Source organism: Streptomyces sp. NBC_01116, from assembly GCF_041435495.1.
GTDB lineage: Bacteria > Actinomycetota > Actinomycetes > Streptomycetales > Streptomycetaceae > Streptomyces.
In genome coordinates, this window is record NZ_CP108644.1 from 8,090,636 (window position 1) to 8,113,316 (window position 22,681).

The 22,681-nt window shown below is 72.4% G+C and carries 21 protein-coding genes and 1 riboswitch; of the genes, 16 read left to right on the top strand and 5 right to left on the bottom strand.

Going from position 1 to position 22,681, the window contains the following annotated elements; translation table 11 throughout:
- The first annotated feature begins 81 nt into the window (after positions 1–81).
- From OG245_RS35430 to OG245_RS35470, 9 genes are all read left to right on the top strand, one after another.
- The gene (locus OG245_RS35430; RefSeq protein ID WP_371627434.1) at positions 82–1,698 is read left to right on the top strand and encodes an ABC transporter substrate-binding protein; all 1,617 of its coding nucleotides are present in this window, start codon (positions 82–84) and stop codon (positions 1,696–1,698) included.
- 23 nt (positions 1,699–1,721) lie between these two features.
- Complete coding sequence (locus tag OG245_RS35435) at positions 1,722–2,687, top strand: ABC transporter permease (protein ID WP_371628078.1); 966 nt, start codon at positions 1,722–1,724, stop codon at positions 2,685–2,687.
- The gene (locus tag OG245_RS35440) at positions 2,680–3,537 is read left to right on the top strand and encodes an ABC transporter permease (protein WP_371627435.1); all 858 of its coding nucleotides are present in this window, start codon (positions 2,680–2,682) and stop codon (positions 3,535–3,537) included. Before OG245_RS35435 ends, OG245_RS35440 begins: the two co-directional genes overlap by 8 nt.
- 65 nt (positions 3,538–3,602) lie before the next feature.
- The gene (locus OG245_RS35445; RefSeq protein ID WP_371628079.1) at positions 3,603–4,532 is read left to right on the top strand and encodes an ABC transporter ATP-binding protein; all 930 of its coding nucleotides are present in this window, start codon (positions 3,603–3,605) and stop codon (positions 4,530–4,532) included.
- Complete coding sequence (locus tag OG245_RS35450) at positions 4,525–5,205, top strand: ABC transporter ATP-binding protein (protein WP_217223512.1); 681 nt, start codon at positions 4,525–4,527, stop codon at positions 5,203–5,205. The genes OG245_RS35445 and OG245_RS35450 overlap by 8 nt, the downstream gene beginning before the upstream one ends.
- A 266-nt stretch (positions 5,206–5,471) precedes the next feature.
- Positions 5,472–6,350, top strand: a complete 879-nt coding sequence (locus tag OG245_RS35455; protein WP_371627436.1) for a phosphatidylinositol-specific phospholipase C/glycerophosphodiester phosphodiesterase family protein — start codon at positions 5,472–5,474, stop codon at positions 6,348–6,350.
- Positions 6,351–6,467: 117 nt separating this feature from the next.
- Positions 6,468–6,662: a hypothetical protein gene (locus OG245_RS35460; RefSeq protein WP_371627437.1), complete on the top strand. Its 195-nt coding sequence runs from the start codon at positions 6,468–6,470 to the stop codon at positions 6,660–6,662.
- A 112-nt stretch (positions 6,663–6,774) separates the two neighbouring features.
- Positions 6,775–7,518, top strand: a complete 744-nt coding sequence (locus OG245_RS35465) for a hypothetical protein (RefSeq protein WP_371627438.1) — start codon at positions 6,775–6,777, stop codon at positions 7,516–7,518.
- 318 nt (positions 7,519–7,836) lie between these two features.
- Positions 7,837–9,426, top strand: a complete 1,590-nt coding sequence (locus OG245_RS35470; protein WP_371627439.1) for a hypothetical protein — start codon at positions 7,837–7,839, stop codon at positions 9,424–9,426.
- Between the two features lie 18 nt (positions 9,427–9,444).
- Here OG245_RS35470 and OG245_RS35475 read toward each other — a convergent pair whose 3' ends face one another.
- A complete protein-coding gene (locus tag OG245_RS35475; RefSeq protein ID WP_371627440.1) occupies positions 9,445–9,810 on the bottom strand; it encodes a DUF779 domain-containing protein in 366 nt (121 codons plus the stop codon).
- 87 nt (positions 9,811–9,897) lie between these two features.
- On the opposite strand from OG245_RS35475, the gene OG245_RS35480 reads away from it, so the two are divergent.
- Both OG245_RS35480 and OG245_RS35485 read left to right on the top strand, forming a co-directional pair.
- Complete coding sequence (locus OG245_RS35480) at positions 9,898–10,287, top strand: hypothetical protein (RefSeq protein ID WP_003964352.1); 390 nt, start codon at positions 9,898–9,900, stop codon at positions 10,285–10,287.
- 75 nt (positions 10,288–10,362) lie between these two features.
- A complete protein-coding gene (locus OG245_RS35485) occupies positions 10,363–10,542 on the top strand; it encodes a hypothetical protein (RefSeq protein WP_371627441.1) in 180 nt (59 codons plus the stop codon).
- 265 nt (positions 10,543–10,807) lie between these two features.
- Here OG245_RS35485 and OG245_RS35490 read toward each other — a convergent pair whose 3' ends face one another.
- Complete coding sequence (locus OG245_RS35490; protein WP_371627442.1) at positions 10,808–10,990, bottom strand: DUF6480 family protein; 183 nt, start codon at positions 10,988–10,990, stop codon at positions 10,808–10,810.
- Positions 10,991–11,259: 269 nt separating this feature from the next.
- On the opposite strand from OG245_RS35490, the gene OG245_RS35495 reads away from it, so the two are divergent.
- Positions 11,260–11,451: a DUF6381 family protein gene (locus tag OG245_RS35495; RefSeq protein WP_371627443.1), complete on the top strand. Its 192-nt coding sequence runs from the start codon at positions 11,260–11,262 to the stop codon at positions 11,449–11,451.
- 118 nt (positions 11,452–11,569) lie between these two features.
- On the opposite strand, the gene OG245_RS35500 is transcribed toward OG245_RS35495, so the two are convergent.
- Positions 11,570–12,577 (bottom strand): PHP domain-containing protein, encoded by a 1,008-nt coding sequence (locus tag OG245_RS35500; RefSeq protein WP_371627444.1) that lies wholly within the window; start codon positions 12,575–12,577, stop codon positions 11,570–11,572.
- Positions 12,578–12,691: 114 nt separating this feature from the next.
- The gene (locus tag OG245_RS35505; protein ID WP_371627445.1) at positions 12,692–14,194 is read right to left on the bottom strand and encodes a helix-turn-helix domain-containing protein; all 1,503 of its coding nucleotides are present in this window, start codon (positions 14,192–14,194) and stop codon (positions 12,692–12,694) included.
- A gap of 269 nt (positions 14,195–14,463) precedes the next feature.
- Here OG245_RS35505 and OG245_RS35510 point away from each other — a divergent pair, with 269 nt between their 5' ends.
- Positions 14,464–15,081, top strand: a complete 618-nt coding sequence (locus tag OG245_RS35510) for a hypothetical protein (RefSeq protein ID WP_371627446.1) — start codon at positions 14,464–14,466, stop codon at positions 15,079–15,081.
- A 160-nt stretch (positions 15,082–15,241) separates the two neighbouring features.
- Positions 15,242–17,776, top strand: coding sequence for a SpoIIE family protein phosphatase (locus OG245_RS35515; protein ID WP_371628080.1), 2,535 nt, complete (start codon positions 15,242–15,244; stop codon positions 17,774–17,776).
- 214 nt (positions 17,777–17,990) lie between these two features.
- Here OG245_RS35515 and OG245_RS35520 read toward each other — a convergent pair whose 3' ends face one another.
- Positions 17,991–19,382, bottom strand: a complete 1,392-nt coding sequence (locus tag OG245_RS35520; protein ID WP_371627447.1) for an FAD-dependent oxidoreductase — start codon at positions 19,380–19,382, stop codon at positions 17,991–17,993.
- Positions 19,383–19,834: 452 nt separating this feature from the next.
- Positions 19,835–20,022: riboswitch (cyclic di-AMP (ydaO/yuaA leader) on the top strand.
- A gap of 5 nt (positions 20,023–20,027) precedes the next feature.
- On the opposite strand from OG245_RS35520, the gene OG245_RS35525 reads away from it, so the two are divergent.
- Together OG245_RS35525 and OG245_RS35530 are read left to right on the top strand one after the other, a co-directional pair.
- On the top strand, positions 20,028–20,870 hold the full coding sequence (locus OG245_RS35525; RefSeq protein WP_371627448.1) for a transglycosylase SLT domain-containing protein: 843 nt from the start codon (positions 20,028–20,030) through the stop codon (positions 20,868–20,870).
- A gap of 156 nt (positions 20,871–21,026) precedes the next feature.
- On the top strand, positions 21,027–22,670 hold the full coding sequence (locus OG245_RS35530) for a GMC oxidoreductase (protein WP_371627449.1): 1,644 nt from the start codon (positions 21,027–21,029) through the stop codon (positions 22,668–22,670).
- The last annotated feature ends 11 nt before the right edge of the window (positions 22,671–22,681 follow it).

Genomic DNA, 22,681 nt, shown 5'->3' on the forward strand with positions numbered 1-22,681 from the left:
GCTGTACCAGGGTCTTTTACGTGATGTTTAATTGCACACTGTTCGCAATAACAACCGATCTTGAACAGGGATGTGCAGACTATGACGGCCCGATCGATACGGGTGGCGGTCGCCGCCACGATGGCCACCGCCCTGTCCCTGACCGCAGCCGCCTGCTCGAACCCGGACACGGCCAAGAGCGGATCCGGATCGGGGTCCACCTCGGCCGTCGTCGGCATCGCCTACGAGCCCGACAGCCTGAGCCCGCTGCTCGGCTACGGCAAGGACGGCAACTCCAAGATCTTCGACGGACTGCTCGCCCTGGACGCGGACATGAAGCTCCGCCCCGCCCTGGCCGCCGAGCTCCCCGAGGTCAGCGCCGACGGCCTGACGTACACGTACAAGCTGCGCCAGGGCGTGAAGTTCAGCGACGGGAAGCCGTTCGGGGCCAAGGACGTCGTCTTCACCTACCGCACCATCCTCGACGAGAAGACCAACAACGCCTCCCGCACCGAGCTGGACGCCGTCAAGGACGTCACGGCGAAGGGCGAGGACACGGTCGTCTTCACGCTGAAGTACCCCTACGCGCCGTTCGCCCAGCGCACCGTCCTGCCCATCGCCCCCCAGCACATCGCGGGCAAGCAGGACGTCAACACCGGGGCCTTCACCACCCGCCCCGTCGGCACCGGGCCCTACGTCCTCACCAAGTGGTCCAAGGGCGAGAAGCTCAGCTTCACCGCCAACCCCCACTACTGGGGCGGCGCACCGGAGGTGAAGAAGTTCACCATGGCGATCATCAAGGACGACGACGTGCGCGCCACCCGGCTGCGCTCCGGCGACCTCGACGGCGCGATCCTGCCGCCCAACCTCGCCAAGGGCTTCGCGGACGACAAGGGCAAGAAGACGTACGCCGCCACCACCTACGACTACCGCACGGTGACCCTCCCGACCCACAACAAGGTCGCCGGCGACACCGCCGTGCGTCGCGCCCTCGACGTCGCCGTCGACCGCGAGACCATGGTCGACGCCATCCTCAACGGCGACGGCAAGCCCGCCTACGGCCCCGTCCCCACCGACAGCGAGTGGTTCACCAAGGGCACCGAGCGCGAGCACGACCTCGCCGCCGCGAAGAAGATCCTGGACGAGGCGGGCTGGAAGCCCGGCAAGGACGGCGTCCGGGTCAAGGACGGCGTCCGCGCCGCCTTCCCGCTCTGGTACCTCACCGGCGACAAGCTCCGCCAGGAGCACGCCCTCGCCTACGCCTCCGACGCCAAGAAGGCCGGTATCGCCATCACCGCCGAGGCCGGCACCTGGGAGGTCATCGAGCCCCGGATGAAGCACGACGCCGTGCTCGCGGGCGGCGGATCGCCCGCCGACCCCGACTTCGACCAGTACACCCTGCTGAAGTCCTCCCTCGCGGGCGACGGCTTCAACAACATGGCCTGGTACGACAACAAGGCCGTCGACGCCGCGATCGAGGCCGGCCGGAAGAGCGGCGACAAGGCCGAGCGGAAGAAGGCGTACGACACCGTCCAGCGCGAACTGGTGAAGAACCCGGGCTACACCTTCCTCACCCACATCGACCACCTGTACGTCGTCGACGACCGCTTCGGCCCCCTCACCACCCAGGTCGAGCCGCACGACCACGGGCTGGCCTCGGGCCCCTGGTGGAACGTCGAGAAGTGGTCAACCGAGGGCGCCGGAGGCTCGAAGAAGTGAGCCGACGCCTCCCCTGGGGGCCGATGGCGCGGATGGCGGGACGCCGGGCCCTGTTCGCCGTCCCCGTCCTCGGCGTCGTCACCTTCGGCGTCTTCGCCGTCGCCGCCGCGTCCCCGTTCGACCCGGTCAAGGCCTACGCGGGCACCGCCGGGCTCACCGCATCGCAGGAGAACCTCGACCAGCTGCGGGCCAACCTCGGCGTCGACCAGCCGCTCGTCGCCCGCTGGTGGGACTGGCTGACCTCCGCGCTCCGGGGCGACCTCGGCGACTCCAGCGTGATGCGCCAGCCGGTCGCCGACGTCATCGCGGAGCGCATGGGCTGGTCCGTCCTGCTCGCCGCCACCGCCTTCCTCGTCGCGATCCTGCTCGGCACCGGCCTCGGCGTCCTCGCCGCCCGCAGGCCCGGCGGCTGGCTCGACCGGTGCGTCAGCTCCGCCGCGTACACCCTGGAGGCCGCCCCCGCCTTCTGGCTCGGGCTGCTCGCCATCTGGTTCTTCGCCCTGAAGCTCGACGTCCTCCCGGCCGGCGGGCTCACCGACGCCGCCAGCGACGTCGTCACCTTCGGCCAGGTCGCCTCCCACCTGGTGCTGCCCGCCGCCGTCCTCGGCATCTCCCAACTGCCGTGGTTCTTCCTCTACGTACGCCAAGGGGTCGCCGACGCCCTGGCCGAGGATCCGGTGCGCGGCGCCCGCGCCCGGGGGCTGAGCGAGCGCACCGTGCTCCTCGGCCACGCCCTCCGCTCCGGGATGCTGCCGATGCTCACCCTGATCGGCTCCCGCGTCCCCGAACTCATCACCGGCGCACTGCTCGTGGAGACGGTGTTCAGCTGGCCCGGCATCGCCGCCGCCACGGTGGAGGCCGCCACCTCGGTGGACTTCTCCCTGCTCGCCGCGCTCACGGTGCTCGCCACCGCCGCCGTGCTGCTCGGCAACCTGCTCTCCGACCTCCTCTACGGACTCGCCGACCCCCGGGTGGCCTTCGATGGCTGAGACCGCGCTCGCCCTCCCCGGCCGCACCACCCGCCGCGTCCGGATCGTCACCTCGGCCACGATCGTCATCGCCGTCGCGCTCGCCGTCCTCGTCGTCCCGCCGCTGGCCCAGCTGGACCAGCAGGCCGTCGACCTGGCCAACAAGCTCGACCCGCCGTCCTGGGCCCATCCGTTCGGCACCGACGACGTCGGCCGCGACCTCCTGCTCCGCTGTATCTACGGCCTGCGCGTATCGCTGCTCGTCGGCCTCGTCGCGGCCCTCACCGCCACCGTCATCGGCACCGCGATCGGCGCGCTCGCCGGGGCGTTCGGCGGCTGGACGGACCGGGTCGTCATGCGGGTCGTCGACGCCCTGTCCTCGGTGCCGCACCTGCTCCTCGGCATCTTCATCGTCGCGATGTTCCGGCCCGGCGTCTGGCCGGTGATCATCTCGGTGGCCCTGACGCACTGGCTCTCCACGGCCCGGATCGTCCGCTCGGAGGTGCTCTCGCTGCGCTCGCGCCCCTTCATCGACGCGGCCGTCTCCGGCGGCGCCTCCCGCACCCGGGTCGTCGTGCGGCACCTGCTGCCGGGCGTGCTCCCGCAGGCCGGGCTTGCGGCGGTGCTGATGGTGCCGCACGCCATGTGGCACGAGTCCGCGCTGTCCTTCCTCGGGCTGGGGCTCCCGGCCCACCAGGCGAGCCTCGGCAACCTCGTCCAGTCCGCACGCGGTTCGCTGCTCGCGGGGGACTGGTGGCCCACCCTCTTCCCCGGCCTCTTCCTGATCATCCCGACCCTCGCGCTCGCCGGACTCGCCGGAGCCTGGCGCGACCGGATCAACCCGCGCCGGAAATCGGAGCTGATGCTGTGACCCGCGCCCCAGAATCCGCCGAGCCCCCCGTCCTCGCCGTCGAGAACCTCTCCGTCCGCTTCCGGATGCGCGGCGGCCGGGACATCGCGGCCGTCACCGACGCCCGCTTCTCCGTCGCGCCGGGGGAGTGCCTGGCCCTGGTCGGCGAGAGCGGCTGCGGCAAGTCCGTCCTGGCCTCCGCCCTGCTCGGCCTGCTGCCCGCCAACGCCCAGACCACCGGCAGAGCGGTGCTCGGCGGGGACACGGACCTGCTGACCGCCGACGAGCGCACCCTCGCCCGCACCGTACGGGGACGGCGCATCGGCCTCGTACCGCAGAGTCCCGCCGCCCACCTCACCCCCGTGCGCACGGTCCGGGCCCAGTTGGAGGAGAGCCTGCGCGAGCTGACCGGGGTGCGGGGAAGCGGGCTGGCCAAGGCCGCCGTGGCGGCCGCCGACCGCGCCTCGTTCCCCGAGGGCCACCTCGACCGCTACCCGCACGAGCTCTCCGGCGGCCTCGCCCAGCGCGCCGCCACCGCCCTCGCCCTGATCGGCGACGCCCCGCTGCTGCTCGCCGACGAACCGACCACCGGGCTCGACCGGGACCTCGTCGAGCGGACCGTCGACGAGCTGCGGCGCCACACCGACGAGGGCCGGGCGCTGCTGATCATCACCCACGACCTGGCCGCCGCGATGCGGATCGCGGACCGGGTCGCGGTGATGTACGCGGGCCGGATCGTCGAGATCGCCGACGCGACTCCCTTCTTCGGCGCACCCGGCCCCCGCCACCCCTACGCCCGAGGTCTGCTGGACGCCCTGCCCGAGCGGGACTTCGCCCCGATCCCCGGGATGCCGCCGGAGCTGGGGGCGCTGCCCGACGGCTGCGCCTTCGCCGCCCGCTGCGCGCACGCGGACGCCCGCTGCACCGGCGAACGTCCGGCCTTCGAGGCGGACCTGGCCTGTCACCACGCGCCGACCGGCCGGACGCACCCCCTGAAGGAGGCCGCCGATGCTTGAGCTGACCCGGATCACCGCCGGATACGACCGCCGCGACCCCGTCGTCCGTGAGGTCTCCCTGCACGTCGCGGCGGGCGAGGCGGTCGGGCTGCTGGGCCCCAGCGGCTGCGGCAAGTCCACCCTGGCCAAGGTCGCCGCCCTCCTGCACCGCCCGGACGCCGGAACCATGACCCTCGACGGCACGGTCGTACGCGGCTGGCGGCACCGGGCCCCGCGCGAGCAGCGCACGGCTGTCGGCGTCGTCTTCCAGCAGCCCCGGCTCTCCGCCGACCCCCGGCTCAGCCTGCGCGAACTGATCGCCCAGCCGCTGCGATCCACCGGGCGCCGCCGGGACGTCCCCGAGCGGGTCGCGGAACTGGCCCCGCTGGTCGGCCTCTCCGAGGAACTGCTGGAGCGCCGCCCGCACGCCGTGAGCGACGGCCAGCTCCAGCGGGCCTGTCTGGCACGGGCCCTGGTGCTGGAGCCCCGGCTGCTGATCTGCGACGAGATGACCGCGATGCTCGACGCCTCCACGACGGCCGCCCTGGTCGCCGTGGTCGAGCGTTACCGCTCCGCGTCCGGGGCGGCCCTGCTCGCGGTCGGCCACGACCGGGTGCTGCTGGAGCGCTGGTGCGACCGTACGGTCCGCTGGGGCGAGCGGACCGCCGGAAGCGAGCGCGTGGCGGTCGGCTGAGCGGGTCTGTCACACCCGAGCAGGGGCTGTCACCCGAGTCGGACCTGTGCCCGAGCCCCCCGCGAACGGCTGCGCGCACGAGCGGCGAACAGCGAACGGCGTGCGGCGCACGGCCCATGGCACCCGGCGAACAACCGATGCGGCCCGGCCGACCGGCGGGCGACGGTCCAGCCAACTCTTGGCAGGTACCTGCCCAGCGGCGAGGTCGCGACTCCATACTCGACGCGACCGTCCCCCCCCGTCCGTCCGCCGCTCAGGGAGTCCTCATGGTCCACCCCACCCGCCGCCGCGCGCTCACGGTCGCCCTCGCCACCGCCGCCGTGGCCGTCGCCGCCCCCACCGCGACGGCGGTCGCCGCGCCCGCCCGCCCGCGCGGCCCGCGCCCGTTGCGCCACGCCCACGCGCACAACGACTACCTGCACGCCCGGCCGCTGCACGACGCCCTCGCCCACGGGTTCACCAGCGTCGAGGCGGACGTCTTCCTCGTCGGCGGCGACCTGCTCGTGGCCCACGAGCCCGCCACGCTCGACCCCACCCGCACCCTCGCCTCGCTCTACCTGGACCCGCTCGCCGCCCTGGTCCGCGCGGGCCACGGCAGCGTCCACCCGCACCACCGCGCCCCGCTGCAACTCCTCATCGACATCAAGGCCGACGGCGTCGCCGCCTACCGCGAACTGGACCGGCAGCTGCGCCGCCACCACCGGATCCTCACCCGCTACAGCCACGGCCGCGTGCACCCCGGCGCGGTCACCCCGGTGATCTCCGGCGACCGCGCCGCCCGGGCGCCCATGGAGACGCAGCGCACCCGGTACGCGTTCTACGACGGCCGCCTCGACGACCTCGGCACCGCGGCCCCCGCCTCGTTCGCCCCGCTCGTCAGCGCCAACTGGACCCAGACCTTCGGCTGGCGCGGAGCCGGCCCCTTCCCCCGGGCCGAGCGCGACCGGCTCCGCGCCCTCGTCGCCACCGCCCACCGGGAAGGCCGCCGCATCCGCTTCTGGGCCACACTCGACCTGCCGGGACCCGAACGCGAGGCCGTCTGGTCCGAACTGCTCGCCGCCGGTGTCGACCACCTCAACACCGACGACCTGCCCGGGCTCGAACGATTCCTCCGCGCTCGCGGGAACGGCGCCCCGACCCCGTAACGCCTCCCGGCCGGGGAGTACCCGTTCGGCCGACACGCCAGTGCGCCGAACAGCCCCTCCGCTGCGCCACACTGGCGGCCGAATGCCGCAAATCCGGCGCGGCGGAGGAGGTTGGCCATGGCCGTTTCGATCTCGGTGGTCCTGCTCATGCTGATCCTGGCAGTGATCTTCCTGCGCAACGGCGGACTGAAGATCTCCCATGCACTGGTCTGCGTCCTGCTGGGCTTCTTCCTGGCCGGTACGAGCATGGCGCCGACCATCCACGACGGCGTCGGGGCCACCGCCGACCTGGTCAGCGGCCTCGACCCCTGACCCCGGCCCCACTCCCGGCCCTGGCCCCGGCCGCGCCGCGGACCCCGCTGCCGGCCCGGCCCCTGCCGGCGGCCGGTCCACGCCGGTCCCGGACATCCCGCACAATGGACAGATGTCTTTTCCGCCCTCCGGCCGGCACTCGGGCGCCGCCCACCACGAGTACTGCAACACCGGCCTGTGCTGCCGGTGCCAGATGCGGATCTGGACGACGAAGGCGGGCAACGAGCGGCTCTGCGGGCCGTGCGCGGCCTGCTGCCAGTCCTGCGGCCGGGCGCCCGCGCCCCACCTGGACGGTCTCGACGGAGGGCTGTGCGCCGAGTGCCGCGGCCTGTGCGGGCGCTGCCACGCCCCGAAACGGCCCGACGGAACCTGTTCCTGCGACCGCTGGCGCGAGAACGCCAAGAGCAACCCGCGCGGCTATGTCCTCCAGGCGTTGCCGCAGCAGCTCCTCCAGGCGCTCGGCGGCCGGGTCCCGAGCACCGTCCACGACCTGATTCACCAGGAGCTGGCGAACCGCAGCGCGGGTCTCCTCCGTGAGCGCATCGAACGCCGCTGGAACCTGCGCTGGGCCCACGCCCTCAACGAGAAGGACGAGGACGGCCGCCGCCGCTGGAGCGCCCAGGACATCGCCGAACAGCTGCTGATGCCCGGCTCGTGCTCCGACCCGCAGTGCGAGGACGGCCACCGTGTCACCACCGACACCCCGTGCACCCGCTGCCGGCAGCCGCTGCACCGCTTCGTCACCTCGGTCGCCGACCACACCGCGACGCCGGAGCACGCCCGGGCGGCGGCGGCCCGCATCCGCCGGGCGATGCTGGAGAACCGCTCGCACCGGAAGCCTCCGCCGCGCGGATAGGGCCTTTCGTTTGGATCATGTCGGGCTCGCGGGGTCCGGTGCGCGCATCTGCGGCGTTGTCGTCAGTCGCCCATGCTCCGCAGTGACTCCCTCCTCCGCCTTGCAGCCGCACGCACCGGACCCCGCTCCCTGATCCGACCTGATCCAAACGAAAGACCCTAGGGCGCCGCGCGGTGTGTTGCGGGCGTTGCCGCACGTGGCGCGGTGTTGCGGCGGCGTGTCGGGCACGCGAAACCCTTCTCGTCTCCATGGACACTTCACGGTGCGGCTCCTAACGTCGGGCGGCGGCGCGACCCCCGTCCGTAACCGAGGAGCCCGATGCCCCCGCCGTACCGCAGAGCGCTCGCCCGTGCTTTGGCCCTGACCCTCGCCGTCGCCACGTTCACGCTGGCCGGGCCCACATCCCCCGCAGTGGCCGACGAGATCCCCAGAGCCCCCGGCCACCGCCTGGTCGAGAGGTACGAGGGAGCCCCCGCCACCGCGTCGCCGGTCCCCGGACAGGCGCCCCCGCAGCACCCCTTCCTCGCGCCCAACGGGCGCAGCGGCATGCACGCGGACGCGGCGGGCAGCGGCACCCATCCCTACGCCGGACCGCTCGGCCGGAGCCCCGAGGTGACCAGCGAGAAGATCGCCCCGGTCGGCGGCGAGTGCGCCACCGCGACGTTCGACGCGGCCGGCCGGCTGATCACGGTCTGCGGGACGTTCACCGGCTTCCTGCTCAAGCTCCTCGACCCGCGCACCCTCGACACGCTCGCCGAGTACAAGCTGCCGCAGCGGTCCTCCACGGTCGAGGCGATCACCCGCCTCGACTTCTCCAGGATCTTCAAGGACACCTCGGGCGGCGCCTACTTCTACCTGGACGACCAGGACCGGGTCGTCCTCGCCGACTCGCGCCAGCACATCCTGCGCATCGCCCACCGGCAGGGCGCCGACGGCCGCTGGGAGTTCGTCGTCGAGGACGACTGGGACCTCACCGGCCATGTCCCGCACGACTGCGTGTCCTGGACCAACCTCTTCCCCAGCGGCACCTGCGACCCGGTGACCTCCGTGATGCCCGACTGGCAGGGCCGGATCTGGTGGGTCACCCGGCTCGGCCGGGTCGGGACGGTCGACCCGGACACCTCGGCCGTCCGGTCCGTCCGCCTCGACGGCGAGGAGATCCAGAACTCGTTCTCCGTGGACCGGGACGCGGTCTCCATCGTCTCCGACCACGCCCTCTACAGCTTCACGGCAGGCCCGGACGGCACCCCGCGGATCGGCTGGCGGCAGACGTACGACCGGGGCACCGGCACCAAGCCCGGTTCGGTGAACCAGGGCTCGGGCACCACCCCCGACCTGTTCGGCACCGGCGAGAAGTACGTCGCGATCACCGACAACGCGGACGACCGGATGAACGTCCTCGTCTTCCGCCGGGGCGCGGACATCCCCGCCGACCGTCGCCTCGTCTGCTCGGTCCCCGTCTTCGGCCGGGGCCAGTCGACCACCGACAACTCGCTGATCAGCTGGGGCGACAGCCTCGTCGTCGAGAACAACTACGGCTACGAGAACCCCGCCTCGCTGCTGCTCGGCCGCAGCGTCGTCGGCGGCGTCACCCGTATCGACGTCAGGCCCGACGGCAGCGGCTGCGACACCGTGTGGGAGAGCGCCGTCCGCTCGCCCTCCACCGTGCCGAAGCTGTCCACCGCCAACGGGCTGCTCTACTTCTACGAGAAGGAGCCCAACGCGCTCGGCATCGACGCCTGGTATCTGACCGCCGTCGACTTCCGTACCGGAGAACGCCGCTGGCGCACGCTCACCGGCACCGGACCCGCGTACGACAACAACTGGGCGCCCATCACCATCGGCCCCGACGGCACCGCGTACGCGGGCGTCTTCAACGGCATCGTCGCGGTGCGCGACACCGCCTGACGGGCGGGGTGCGGTTCCTCATCCGTCCACCAGACGGGAACGGATGAGGAACCGCACCCCCTCCGGAGCCTCCAGCGAGAACCCGCTGCCGCGGCCCTCCACCACGTCCACGATCAGCCGGGTGTGGGACCACACCTCGTACTGGTTCCGCGACATCCAGAAGGGCACGCTCTCGGCCATTCCCTCGACGACGAGTTCCGCCAGCAGCACATCGGCGTTCCCGGTGCGGAACTCACCGGCCGGATAGCACATCGGCGCGCTGCCGTCGCAGCAGCCGCCCGACTGATGGAACATCAACGGACCGTGCTCCGCCCGCAGCCGAAGCAGCAGACCGGCCGCGCCCGCCGTCAGCTCGACGGCGGGCGATTTCGGGTCACACTCCATGGACCTGCCCCTTCTCGGCCACGGCGACGCCGCGACAACCGGACGCGAGTCAACTCGACCGGACGTTGCGACCGGGTTGCACGCCCTATGCTCGCGGCCATGGAGCAACGGGAAGTCGTGAAGCGCGTGATCGGCATCCTCACAGAGGCGCGCGAAATGCAGCGTCTGCTGGAGGCGGACCTCGAACGGGAAGATCTGGACGCGGGAGCGGGCGCCGTCACCGCCCTGCTGAACGAGACGATGCCCCACATCGCCATCCCCGACGACTTCTCCGTGGAGGAGGTGGTCACCGTCGTCGGGCGCGAGGTCGGCGGTGCGGTCGAACAGCTCGTGAGCGCCTTCACCCTCGCGTTCACGATGCTGGCCCAGGTCCACGACTCCGGGCAGACCGACGTGTCGTCGGCGGACGTCCTCCAGGACCTCGCGCTGCGGGTCGAGGGCGGCGGACCGGACGACGACGAGAATCCCCTGCTGTAGCGGCCTGCGTTCCGCCGCGCGGGTATGCATAGTGGAGGGGAAAGCGCGTATCTCCCTCGCGGCATGGAGGCAGCTGTGGGAAAGAGCACCGACATCGCCCGCGCCAAGGCGCGGAGGCTCAAAGGCATGATCAAGGAGTCGGACGGCATCGCCCTCGAGAACGAGCGGCTGAAGGCCGAGGGCAGGAAGGAACAGGCCGAGGCCCGCCGCGAGGAGGCCCTGGCACGCGCGGCGCGGACGGCCTCCGACCGCTGAGAGAGCGAAGGCGCCCGTGCCGTCACGTACGGCACGGGCGCCTTCGCGAGTCCGACCGGCGCCCGCGGAGGCTGCTACTGGCGCCCGCAGAGGCGGCCCTCCCCGGCGCTCGGGGAGGCCGCCGTCCCCGGCGCCCGTGGAGGCCTCGCCGCACGGCGTGCTCGCTTCCGGAGGCCCTGCGCTCCGCGTACGAAGACATCGGCCCGCCCGCACCCCTCCGGCAGCGCGGCGGTGATCCGGCGCGCCGAATCGGAGACCTCGCGGCTCACCCGTAGCCGAAGATCCGGGCGAGGAAGAACCCGGCGACCACCAGCGCTCCGATCACGATCAGAGCGGTCCAGAGGCCGGGGTGCTCCCATATTCCTCCGTCCGCGCGTTCCTCGTGGGCCTCGCTGATGGAACCCTCGGCCGGCGGTGTCTCTCCTGGGGGATTCAGTAGAACAGCCATGCCTCCAGGGTCTCTCCGTCCGAGCCCCGCCGCACGCCCACGACATCGTGGAGGGCCGATGCCTCCCTCGGCAGGCGGAGGGAAAGCCTCACCCTCGACCTCAGGGTGAGGCCAGGGCTCCTCCGCCGGGTCGTCCTGGACGCGCCCGCCGACGCGGAGGCCCTGTCGACACCCCGCTTCCGGCACGGGAGCGCGGGCCGTGCGGGATGCGAGGGCGGCCGGTCGCTGGTTCGCTGGGTGCAGAGGTCCCCAGCGTCCAAGGAGTGGTGATGAGCGGTTCGGACGAACCCGCCGACCTGGCTCGGCAGATGCGTGAGAAGGCCCAACAGCTCGCGGAGGCCGCGAAGCACGCGAGCGACCCGCACGAGCGCGAGCGGCTGGAGAAGAAGTCCCGGACGATCCGGGACCGGAGCGAGCAGCAGAGCGCCATGGAAGCCGGGGACATCTACCCCCAGAAGTAGCCCGGCCGACATGTCCGCCCGCTTCCGGAGGGACCTGCGTGCCCCCGGAAGCGGGCGGACACGTTTCCCCGGAGGCCGGACGCGTGCCCCGGCCGGCCGACGCGTGCCCCCGACGCGGTCAGCCGGCCCACTCCAGGAGCCGGTCCGCGCTCCAGGTCGTCACCACCCGGTCGGCCGCCACTCCGCACTCCTCGGCCCGGGCGCACCCCGACCGCTGCCAGTCGAGCTGCCCCGGCGCGTGCGCGTCCGTGTCGATCGCGAACAGCGCCCCCGCCGCGACGGCCGCGCGCAGCAGCCGCAGTGGCGGATCCCGCCGCTCCGGGCGGCAGTTGATCTCCACCGCCGTGCCCGCCTCGGCGCAGGCCGCGAAGACCCGGTCCGCGTCGAACCGCGACTCCGGACGGCCGCGCCCGGCCAGCAGACGTCCCGTGCAGTGGCCGAGCACATCGGCCCGCGGATGCCGTACCGCCGTCTCCAGGCGCCGCGTCATCGGCCCCGGGTCCATCCGCAGCTTGGAGTGGACGGAGACCACGACGACGTCGAGCCGCTCCAGCAGCTCGGGCTCCTGATCGAGCGAACCGTCCGGGAGGATGTCGCACTCGATCCCCGTCAGCAGCCGGAACGGGGCCCACTCCTCGTTCAGCCGCTCCACCACCGCGAGCTGCTCCCGCAGCCGCTCCGGCGACAGGCCGCGCGCCACCGTCAGCCGGGGCGAGTGGTCGGTGAGGACGGCCCACGCGTGCCCCAGCTCCGCGGCGGTCCGGCCCATCTCCTCGATCGGACTGCCCCCGTCCGACCAGTCCGAGTGCAGATGGCAGTCGCCCGTCAGCCGGGCGAAGAGCTCCCCGCCCCCCTCGACGGGCGGCTCGGCGGCGGCTTCCTTCTCCAGCCGGTCCAGATACCCGGGCGTCTCCCCGGCCAGGGCCTCGCGGATCACCTCGGCGGTGCGGGGGCCGATCCCGGCGACCGACTCCAGGGAGTTCGCGGCCACCCGCTCGGCCGCTTCCCCGGCGGCCATCGCATCCACGGCGCCCGCGGCCGTACGGAAGGCCTTCACCCGATAGGTGGCGGCCTGCGAGCGTTCCAGCAGGAAGGCGATCCGCCGCAGAGCGGTGACCGGGTCCATCGGCACCTCCAGCAGGAGCCTCCGCGGCCGACGCAGGACCGCGCCGGGCCATCCGCCCGCCCCACCAGGATGGGCGCATCCGCACCCGCGCGCCTCCGCGCCGCGGTCGCCGCTTCAGGGCGCGGTCCCCCCGGCGTCCGCCGCGGACACCCAGCGGCCGGTGGCCGTGTCGTAGTCGTGCCCGGGCCGCCCCCGTACCCCGCTCGTGCGGAACGGCCGTCCGCCGTCGTCCACGCGCACCGTGCCGGACCGGCCGCCGGCGCTCCAGGTCAGCTCGGCGAACCAGTCGCAGTCGCAGCCGACCGTACGACCCGTGATCAGCAGGACCTCGGGATCGGTGACGGAGACGCTGTACGGGAAGGCCACCGCCTCGATGGGCTCGCCCGAGTCGTTGCCCGCGACCGGACGCGCGACGGGGCGGGGCACGTCGAGATCCACGTCGAACATCCTCGGGGTGAGGGCCCCGCCGCAGCCGGAGCTCATCCGGTAGACCCGGCCCTCCGCCGGCGAACGACGCTCGACCACCCGGATCCGCAGGGCCTCCAGCACCACGGCCCGCTCGTCCCGCCCCTGCAACGTGATCCGGACACCGGCCTCGCCCGCGTGCACCGCGCCGAGCGCCCCGGCCCAGGACTCCGCGTCCGCCTCCACCGGGGGCGGCGGAACGGCGGCGGGCGCCCGGTCGACCAGGTAGGAGTGGTCACAGCCGTTCTTCCAGACGTGGTCGTCCGCGGTCCAGGTGAACGGCACACGTCCGGTCCTCGGGGCCGGGGCTCCTCCGGACGGCCCGGGGAGTGCCTCCCCGCGCGGTCCGACGCCGGGCGGCCCGCTCGGCCGGGCGCCGCCGGACGGCGTTGCGCGCGGGGTCCCGCTCGGCGTGGCCCGCGGCTTCCCGGGCGTGGGGGAGCCGGAAGGCGACGGCTCCGGGCTGTCCGCCGGAGGGCCGCCCGGCCGCTGGGCCACCGAAGGGCTCCGGCCCGGGGCCGGGAGCGTCGTCCCTCCGAGAGCCGCGATCAGGGCGAGGACCAGGGCCGCGGCGGCGAGGACGCCGATCCCCTGCCCGTACCGTCGTGCCCGACGCGAGCGGAACAGCGGCCTCCGGGGAGGCCCGCTCCCGATCGTGGCCACCTCCTCGGAGCCGGAATCCCGCCCCGGGCGAGGCTCGTCCTCGCCTGACCGAACCGGGGCCGTGGACGGCGGCGGCCCGGACACGGTCCCGCCGGACGGACCGGCCCCGGAGGCGTGGGGCGCCGCCCGCCGCCCGGGCGGTGGCGCCTCCCCGGCCGGAGCGTCCACCGGCGCGACCTCCACCCGCACGACCTCGGACGGCGCCGCCTCCGCGGCCCCCTGCCTGTCGAGGCGTTCGCGGTCGGCCAGCATCCACAGGCGGTGCAGCGCCTCCCGCTCCCCGGCCGGTGCGCCGCACAGGCGGGCCAGCCGCTCCACGGGGGCGAACTCCGCGGGCACCGTCCGCCCCGTGCAGTACCGGTGCAGCGTCGAGCCGCTGACCCCGATGCGGCGGGCCAGCGACGCGTACGTCCGGCCCGACCGCTCCCGCAGCGCGCTCAGCCGCTCCGCCAGCACCGCCCGTGCGGCCCCCTCGGCGTCACCCGACACGCTCGACCTCCCCCGCAGCCGTCCCCAGGGCGTTCCAGCCCCCCGAGAACACCCACGTCACCAGGGGTGGGACGGTTCCAGCCCGGCGCGAAGCCGTGTCGTGCTTGTCCGGGCCCGGGCGGCGGCCCAGGCTGGTGTCCGTTCCCGTACCGCCGCCGCAGGGCTCCTTCACCGGACCCCGTACGCCGGCGCGCCGCCGTACGACCACCTGACCACCCCGCCCGCACGGCCCGAACCATCCGAACCATCCGAAACGGGGAAACCTCACCATGCGTACTCTTCGGACCGCCCTTCTGACCGCCGCTGTCGCCGGCCTGACCGTCACCGCCCTGGCCCAGGTGCCCGCCACCGCGGCGCCGGCCCCCGCTCCCGTCCAGCCGAAGTTCCTGAGCGCGGGCCAGCTGCCCGCCTCCCTCACCCCCTGGACGGCCGGTCCGGTACGCCAGGGAGTGCCGGCGGAAGGGTCGGTGTGCACCGCGGGCATCGCCCCGGCGACCGGCACCCGCCACCGTGACTTCCGCACCGAACTGGACACCGGCGCCCGCCAGACCATCACGGTCGCCGCCACCACCGCTCGGGCCGAGGCGCTCGCCGCCGAACTGCGCGGCGCCCTGGAGACCTGCCTCGACCGGCTGAAGGAGCAGGACCCCGGCCTGGAGGGGGAGGCGTTCTACCAGGGCCGCGTCGCCATCGAGGAGGGCGCGCACGTCTACAGCATCGACACGTCCTACCCGGAGGTCGGCTCCACCGACATCGGGCTCTACTCCGTGGGCCGCGACGGCAGGGCGGTGACCGTCGTCGAGTGGGGACAGCTGGGCGAACTCGACGGCGCTCCGCTGGAGGGCTTCAAGAAGACGACACGCACCGCCGTCGCCAAGCTGTACTGAGGCCACTGTCCGCGACCGGCCGTCGGGGGGCGGCCGGTCGCCGGAGGTGCGGGGTACCCCGCACCGGGAGCATGCTGGCTGTGTGACCCGGCACGAAACGCCCCGGCATCCCCCGCCCGCCGGAAACGGGGCCGCGGCCGGGGGAGACGAGGGTGGCCGGGTGCCCGACGAGCTGTCCCTCGTACTCGCGCAGGCCCTCGTGAGCGCCGTCGAGTCGAGCGACGGCTACGCGGGCGGCGTCTTCCTCCGCAGCCGGACGCCCGGACTCCTGCGGCTCGCGGTGCTCGCCGGACTGCCGGGCCCGCTGTTCCGGCCCTGGTGGCGGATGCAGGTGAACCGGCCCTTCCCGTTGTCCGAGGCCTACCGCTCGGGACGACCGGTGCTGCTCTCCGACGCGGAGGACGCGATGCGCCGGTTCCCGCAGCTGATGGCCGGACTGCCGTTCCCGTTCGGTTCGCTGTGGGTGCCGATCACCGGACCCCGGGGAAGCCTGGGCGTGCTGGCGATCCTGCGGCCCTCCACGCCGGGGCGGCCCGTCGCCCCCGCAGACGGCGACCGGCTGCACCGGCTGGGCCACCGGCTCGGCGACGCGCTCACCGCTTTGGAGCAACGGGGCGTCGACTGCGTATGGGAGGACGAGCCGGTCCCCGTGCAACTGCCCGCCGCCACCACGCCCCCGGTCCGGGTCGGCCGCTTCGACTGGGACCTGCACTCCGGACAGGTCACCGCCGACGACGAACTCTGCGCGATCCTCGGCTTCGCGCCCGACGCCTTCCCGGGCACCGTGGACGCGCTCGCCGGGCGGCTGGTCCCGGAGGACGTGTACGGGCTGTGGGCGCTGGCCCGCCGGACGGTGGAATCGGCCGAGCCGGTCGTCCGGCGGATGCGGCTGCGCGGCCCCGACGGCCGGTCCCATCTGCTGGAGCTGTCCGGCCGCTGGACCCACCCGGACGGCGACGCGTCCGCCAGCCGTCTGAGCGGCTTCCTGGTCGACCTCGGCGCGGGACCCGTCGTGCCGGAGGCCGCCGACCGGCTGCCGCGCGGCATCCTCTCCCTCGACCGGCTGGGCCGGATCACCTACGCGAACGGCCTCGCCGAGGAGCTGCTCGGCCACTCCAGGGAGGAGCTCGTGGGCCATGTCGTGTGGCAGGCCCTGCCGTGGTTCGGACACGAGTCCTACGAGGACCACTACCGGGCAGCCCTGATGGCCGACGAGCCCGTCCACTTCCTCGCCCGCCGCCCGCCCTCGCACTGGCTCTCGGTGTCCCTGTACCCGGGCCACGACGGGGTGAGCGTCGTCCTCCAGGGGACCGACCGGCCGGACTACACCCCGGGCTCGGTCACCGCGCCCGGCCTGGGCATCGGCTCGACCGCCGACCGCTCCTCGGCGCTGTACCGACCGGTGGCCCTCGCCATCGCGCTGACCGAGGCGGTGACGGCACGTCAGGTCTCCGAGGTGGTCACGGAGGAGCTGCTCCCCGCGTTCGGCGGGCGTCAGCTCGCCATCTACCTGCTGGACGAGGGCCATCTCCATCTGGCCTGGGAGACCGGGTTCCCCAAGGGCTTCCTCGACCGCTTCGAAGGGGTCGAGCTCGACGTCAGCATTCCCGGGGTGGAGACCCTGACCACGGGCCGCCCGATGTTCTTCGAATCCATGCAGCGCCTGGCCGAAGCCTATCCCGGCATCCCGATCGACGCGGACGTCGGAGCGCGCGCGTTCCTGCCGCTGATCGCCTCGGGGCGGCCCGTCGGCTCCTGCATCCTCGGCTTCGACCGCCCGCGCGGCTTCAGCCCTGAGGAACGTACGGTCCTGACGGCACTGGCCGGACTCATCGCCCAGGCCCTGAAGCGCGCCCAGCGCTACGACAGCGAATCGGCCCTCGCCCGCGGACTCCAGGACGCCCTGCTGCCGCACCGACTGCCCGAGGTGGACGGGGTGGACACCCTGGGACGCTACCTCTCCGGCACCCAGGGCATGGACGTGGGCGGCGACTGGTACGACGTCATCGATACCGGTCGTGAACTCGCCCTGATCATCGGCGACGTACAGGGCCACGGCGTCGCCGCCGCCGCGACCATGGGCCAACTGCGCAGCGCGGTGAGGGCGTTCGCGCTCACCAACTACGACCCTCAGGACGTGATCAGCGGCACCAACCGGCTGCTCATCGACCTCGACCCGGGACAGTTCGCGAGCTGCTGCTACATCGCGCTGGACCCGGTGACCGGAGTGGCCCGCGCCGTACGCGCGGGGCATCCGCAGCCCGTGCTGCGGCGGCCCGACGGCCGGACGGAGGTGCTGGACCTGCCCGGCGGCATCGTGCTCGGGATCGACGAGCGGGCGTCCTACCCGGTCACGGAGATGCGGCTCGAACCGGGCGCGATGCTCGCCCTGTTCACGGACGGGCTGATCGAGCGCCCGGGGACGGACATCGACGAGGGGATCGAGAGGCTGCGCTCCACCGTCGAACGCATCGGTGCGGTTCCCCTGGCCGAGACGGCCGACCAGGTCATCGGAGAGGCCAGGGAGGCCATCGACCGCCCCGACGACATCGCGCTCCTGCTCGCCGCCCGGTGGGCGGGGACCGGGACGGTCCGGAAGCCCCGGGAGGCCGGAGTGCCCGGGCCCGACCTGTGGCGCACGTTCAGGGGGCCGGACCCGGGGCGCACGGCGGGCGCACGGGATCCGGCCCCCTAGGGCGTGTTTCGAAAGTAGCGCAGTCCGCCCGGAGGGCGGGCTCGGCGGCGTCTGGTGCGTGCGATCGCAAGGCGGAGGGTCGCCCCGATACTGGATGTATCGGGGCGATCCCGACAACGCGGCGAGCGTGCGTGCCAGGCGTCGCCGAGCAGGCGGGACTTTCGAAACACGCCCTAGCGGCCGTACTGTCGATCAGGCATTGATCAGGCGCTGATCAGGCATCGGCCGGGGTCTTCGCCGGTGCGAAGGCGCCGGAGGCCTCCAGCATGCCCTCGCGCTCCACGACCTTGACCCGCTCACGGCCCTGGGCCGCGCCCAGCGCCTGCTCGTGGGCGTCCAGCTTGTGCCAGCCCTCCCAGGTGGTGAAGCGCACGCCGCGGTCTTCCAGGAAGGCCTCGACGGCCTCCGGAGCGGGCGTTGCCGGCTGGGGCAGCCGCCCGGCGGCACGGTCCTCCAGGAGACAGGCGACCGTCTCGTTGGCGTCGCCCTTGGTGTGCCCGATCAGACCGATCGGACCGCGCTTGATCCAACCGGTGACGTAGACCGAGCTCATGTGCTCGTCGCCGGCGATGACGCGGCCCGCCTCGTGCGGCACGGTGCCGGAGGCCACGTCGAAGGGGAGCTTGGGCAGCTCCTCCGAGTAGTAGCCGACGGCACGGTAGACGCTCTGCATGTCCCAGTCGGTGAACCGGCCGGTGCCCCGGACGTTGCCGGTGCCGTCCAGCTCGGTGCGCTCGGTGCGCAGCGCCACGACCTTGCCGTCCTCGCCGAGGATCTCGACCGGGGACTCGAAGAAGTGCAGGAACAGCTTGTGCGGGCGGTCGCCGACGTCGCGGATCGCCCAGTTCTCCAGGGTCTGCGCGACCATGTTGGCCTGCTTGTTCTCCCGGCGGGTCGCGATGGAGCCCTCGTCGTACTCGATGTCCTCGGGATTGACGATGACCTCGATGTTGGGGGAGTGGTCCAGCTCCCGCAGCTCCATCGGGCTGAACTTGGCCTGTGCGGGGCCACGCCGCCCGAACACGTGCACCTCCAGCGCCTTGTTCTCCTTGAGGCCCTGGTAGACGTTGTCCGGGATCTCGGTGGGCAGCAGCTCGTCCGCCGTCTTGGCCAGGACGCGTGCCACGTCCAGGGCGACGTTGCCGACGCCGAGCACGGCGACCTTCTCCGCGGTGAGCGGCCAGGTGCGCGGGACCTCGGGGTGCCCGTCGTACCAGGAGACGAACTCGGCCGCGCCGTAGGAGCCCTCCAGCTGGATGCCGGGCACGTCGAGCGCCCGGTCGGCCTCGGCGCCGGTGGAGAAGATCACCGCGTCGTAGAACGACCGCAGGTCGTCCAGGCCGATGTCGTGCGGGTAGCTGACGTTTCCGAAGAGACGGATCTGCGGCTTGTCCAGCACCTGGTGCAGGGCCTTGACGATGCCCTTGATCCGCGGGTGGTCGGGGGCCACGCCGTAGCGGATCAGACCGAAGGGCGCGGGCATGCGCTCGAAGAGGTCGATGGAGACCCCCGGGTCCTGGCAGACCTCGGATTTGAGCAGCGCGTCCGCAGCGTAGATACCGGCGGGGCCGGCTCCGACAATGGCGACGCGGACGGGGCGTGTCATGGCGTGGTGATCCTTCGGGGCGGGCGAACGCGGGCAGGTACAGCGTACGTCGGAGGTAAGGGTTGGCTTACTAGTCTCCACCGCACACCGTAAGCGATCGCCCCGCGGGCCCTTCGGTCGCCCCTGCCTAGAGTGTCCGATTGGCCCTTTTTCGTGTGACGGTATGGGCGATTTGGTTCTTTTGGGAATTCTGCTCGATGTAGGGCTTATCGTGAACCCTGGGGCATTTGCTTGAGCTTGTTTTCGCCATCACCGCGAGCGAGTGGTGAGCGTCACGTCCGGGAGCGCGGACGCGGAAGCGGAAGCATCGGTTCCCTTCTGTGCGAACAAAGTTGACGGCGTGACGGGGTGGCCCGACCCGGTAATTACGCCTTTCGATCTTGCATGGAAAGGGGAATCCGGAATGCGGGGCTTGTTCTGTTCGGCCTTTCTCGCCTACGGTCACCGTCAATCCGGATGGAACGCCGAATCCTGCCGCCGTCCGGGAATCCGAAACCCACTCACGTACGGCAGGAGCGGGGGACCCAGGTAAGTCGCCGATCCGTAACCGGAACGGCTTGGGGTGAAGTCGCACGAGCGTGCGGCCAGACATCTCCCGTCTGAACCCGACAGCTCACCTCGCAGGCGCCGGAGAGGAAATCCCCCATGCCCGCACAGGGTAAGCACCGTCGTTCCCCGTCCATCTCGCTGCGCCGCGGCCTCGTCGCGGTGACCGCCGGTGGAGCCGTTCTCGCCCTCCCGGTGATCGGCACCACCAGCGCCTTCGCGGCTCCCACCCCCGTCGCCGCGCCGCAGCAGGCCGTGGCGCCCGCCTCGGCGGCCCAGGCGAATTCCGCCAAGAAGGCCGCGCCCGCCCAGCATTCCGTGGCGGCCGGCGAAACGCTTTCCAAGATCGCCCGCGAGTATTCCGTCAGCGGCGGCTGGGAGAAGCTGTACGAAGGCAACCGGAAGATCATCGGAGAGAATCCCGATCTTATTCACCCCGGTATCGAGCTGACCCTCGGAACCAAGGCCGAGGCTCCTTCCGAGGACAAGGCGGGCAAGGCCGCCAAGGCTTCCCCGTCCGCCGCCCGCGGCGGAGAGGCGGACCGTGCCGACCGTTCGGAGCGCATCAACGCCGCCCCCGTGGCGAAGGCCGCTCCGGCCGCCGAAAAGGCCGTCACGTACACGAACGACCTCGACGGCTGGATCAAGGAGTCGCTGGCGGTCATGGCCGAGCAGGGCATCCCCGGCACCTACGAGGGCATCCACCGCAACATCATGCGTGAGTCCTCGGGCAACCCGGCCGCGATCAACAACTGGGACTCCAACGCGGTCAAGGGCACCCCGTCCAAGGGGCTGCTCCAGGTCATCGACCCGACCTTCCAGGCCTACCACGTGCCCGGCACCTCGACCGACAGCTACGACCCGGTCGCCAACATCACGGCCGCGTGCAACTACGCCGCGGACCGGTACGGCTCGATCGACAACGTCTTCGGCGCCTACTGATCCTTCGCGACCGAGCCCGAGGGGCCCCGGACCTGATGGTCCGGGGCCCCTCGGGTGTGCCGGGCGGCGCCGGCAAGTTACCCCCGGGTTTCTAGTGACTTACCACGCGATCGACAGTAGAACCTGTTCCACTCTGTCGAGAGTGAGGGGTGTCACATGAGGGACGCTAGCAAGTCGAATAGCGGGACCGAGGGTGTCTCGCGTCGAAGATTCATCACTGGAACAGGTTCTCTTCTGGGTGCTGCGGCGATCGCCGGGCACACCGCACCGGCGTGGGCGGGCGTCCGGGCGGCAGCAGCGCCGATCGGCTCCGGGGCCCGGGTGCCGGTGCTGGTCGTCGGCACCGGCTACGGCGGCTCCGTGGCCGCCCTCCGGCTCGCCCAGGCCGGCGTCGACGTCCATATGGTCGAGATGGGCATGGCCTGGGACGCACCGGGCGCCGACGGCAAGATCTTCGCCAACACCACCAGGCCGGACGACCGCTCCTTCTGGCTCCGGACCCGGACCAAACAGCCGCTGAGCAACTTCCTCGGCTTTCCCATCGACAAGAACGTCAACCGCTACACCGGCATCCTGGACGCCGAGGAGTTCGGCGGCATCACCGTCTACCAGGGCCGCGGCGTGGGCGGCGGGTCCCTGGTCAACGGTGGTATGGCCGTCACCCCGCGCCGGGAGAACTTCGGCGCGATCCTCCCCACGGTGAACGCCCAGGAGATGTACAGCACCTACTACCCGCGCGCCAACAGCGGACTCGGCGTCACCACCATCGACCCCGCCTGGTTCGACAGCGTCGACTGCTACCAGTACGCCCGTGTCGGCCGGAAACACGCCCAGCGCTCCGGCTTCCCGTTCCTCTTCGTCCCCGCCGTCTACGACTGGGACTACATGAAGCAGGAGGCGGCCGGGACCGTTCCGAAGTCGGCCCTGGACGCCGAGATCCTCTACGGCAACAACTACGGCAAGAAATCGCTCCAGAAGACCTACATCGACCGGATCAGGGCCACCGGCCGGGTCACCATCTCCCCGCTCCACAAGGTCACCACGGTCACCCCGGCCCCGGGCGGCGGCTACACGGTGCTCATCGACCAGCTGGACACCACCGGCCGGACGGCCGCCACCAAGACCGTCACGGCGGACAAGGTGTTCTTCGCCGCGGGCAGCGTCGGCACCAGCAAGCTGCTCGTCGGCCTCAAGGCCACCGGCGCGCTGCCCCTCCTCAACAACGAGGTCGGCCGGGGCTGGGGCGACAACGGCAACGTCATGTGCGGCCGCGCCAACCACCTCTGGGACCCCACGGGGCAGGTGCAGTCGTCCATCCCCACCGGCGGCATCGACAACTGGGACGCCGGCGGGGCGTTCGCCGAGGTCGCCCCGCTGCCCACCGGGATCGAGACGTGGGCCTCGTTCTACCTCTCCATCACCAAGAACCCGAACCGGGCCCGGTTCACCTGGAACGCCGCGGCGGGGAAGGTTGAGCTGGACTGGCAGACGGCGTGGAAGCAGCCGTCCATCGACGCCGCGAAGACCATCTTCGACAAGATCAACCGGAAGGAGGGGACGATCTACCGCACGGACCTCTTCGGGGTCCACAAGATCTGGGGCGACCACCTCACCTACCACCCGCTGGGCGGCGCGGTCCTGGACAGGGCCACCGACAACTACGGCCGGCTGCACGGCTACACGGGTCTGTACGTCATCGACGGCGCACTGATCCCCGGCAACACCAGCGTGAACCCGTTCGTCACCATCACCGCGCTCGCCGAGCGCAACATCGAACGGATCATCGCCACCGACCTGTAGGCGCCCCGGAG

Excerpts from the sequence above, each read along its gene's own strand:
- OG245_RS35495 (WP_371627443.1), top strand. The coding sequence starts at position 11,260 with ATGAGCGGTTCGGACGAACCCGCCGACCTGGCTCGGCAGATGCGTGAG.
- OG245_RS35450 (WP_217223512.1), top strand. The coding sequence starts at position 4,525 with ATGCTTGAGCTGACCCGGATCACCGCCGGATACGACCGCCGCGACCCC.
- OG245_RS35445 (WP_371628079.1), top strand. The coding sequence starts at position 3,603 with ATGCGCGGCGGCCGGGACATCGCGGCCGTCACCGACGCCCGCTTCTCC.
- OG245_RS35455 (WP_371627436.1), top strand. The coding sequence starts at position 5,472 with ATGGTCCACCCCACCCGCCGCCGCGCGCTCACGGTCGCCCTCGCCACC.
- OG245_RS35435 (WP_371628078.1), top strand. The coding sequence starts at position 1,722 with ATGGCGCGGATGGCGGGACGCCGGGCCCTGTTCGCCGTCCCCGTCCTC.
- OG245_RS35500 (WP_371627444.1), bottom strand. The coding sequence starts at position 12,577 with ATGGACCCGGTCACCGCTCTGCGGCGGATCGCCTTCCTGCTGGAACGC.
- OG245_RS35490 (WP_371627442.1), bottom strand. The coding sequence starts at position 10,990 with ATGGCTGTTCTACTGAATCCCCCAGGAGAGACACCGCCGGCCGAGGGT.
- OG245_RS35430 (WP_371627434.1), top strand. The coding sequence starts at position 82 with ATGACGGCCCGATCGATACGGGTGGCGGTCGCCGCCACGATGGCCACC.
- OG245_RS35475 (WP_371627440.1), bottom strand. The coding sequence starts at position 9,810 with ATGGAGTGTGACCCGAAATCGCCCGCCGTCGAGCTGACGGCGGGCGCG.
- OG245_RS35440 (WP_371627435.1), top strand. The coding sequence starts at position 2,680 with ATGGCTGAGACCGCGCTCGCCCTCCCCGGCCGCACCACCCGCCGCGTC.
- OG245_RS35480 (WP_003964352.1), top strand. The coding sequence starts at position 9,898 with ATGCTCGCGGCCATGGAGCAACGGGAAGTCGTGAAGCGCGTGATCGGC.
- OG245_RS35510 (WP_371627446.1), top strand. The coding sequence starts at position 14,464 with ATGCGTACTCTTCGGACCGCCCTTCTGACCGCCGCTGTCGCCGGCCTG.
- OG245_RS35525 (WP_371627448.1), top strand. The coding sequence starts at position 20,028 with ATGCCCGCACAGGGTAAGCACCGTCGTTCCCCGTCCATCTCGCTGCGC.
- OG245_RS35520 (WP_371627447.1), bottom strand. The coding sequence starts at position 19,382 with ATGACACGCCCCGTCCGCGTCGCCATTGTCGGAGCCGGCCCCGCCGGT.
- OG245_RS35460 (WP_371627437.1), top strand. The coding sequence starts at position 6,468 with ATGGCCGTTTCGATCTCGGTGGTCCTGCTCATGCTGATCCTGGCAGTG.
- OG245_RS35470 (WP_371627439.1), top strand. The coding sequence starts at position 7,837 with ATGCCCCCGCCGTACCGCAGAGCGCTCGCCCGTGCTTTGGCCCTGACC.
- OG245_RS35465 (WP_371627438.1), top strand. The coding sequence starts at position 6,775 with ATGTCTTTTCCGCCCTCCGGCCGGCACTCGGGCGCCGCCCACCACGAG.
- OG245_RS35530 (WP_371627449.1), top strand. The coding sequence starts at position 21,027 with ATGAGGGACGCTAGCAAGTCGAATAGCGGGACCGAGGGTGTCTCGCGT.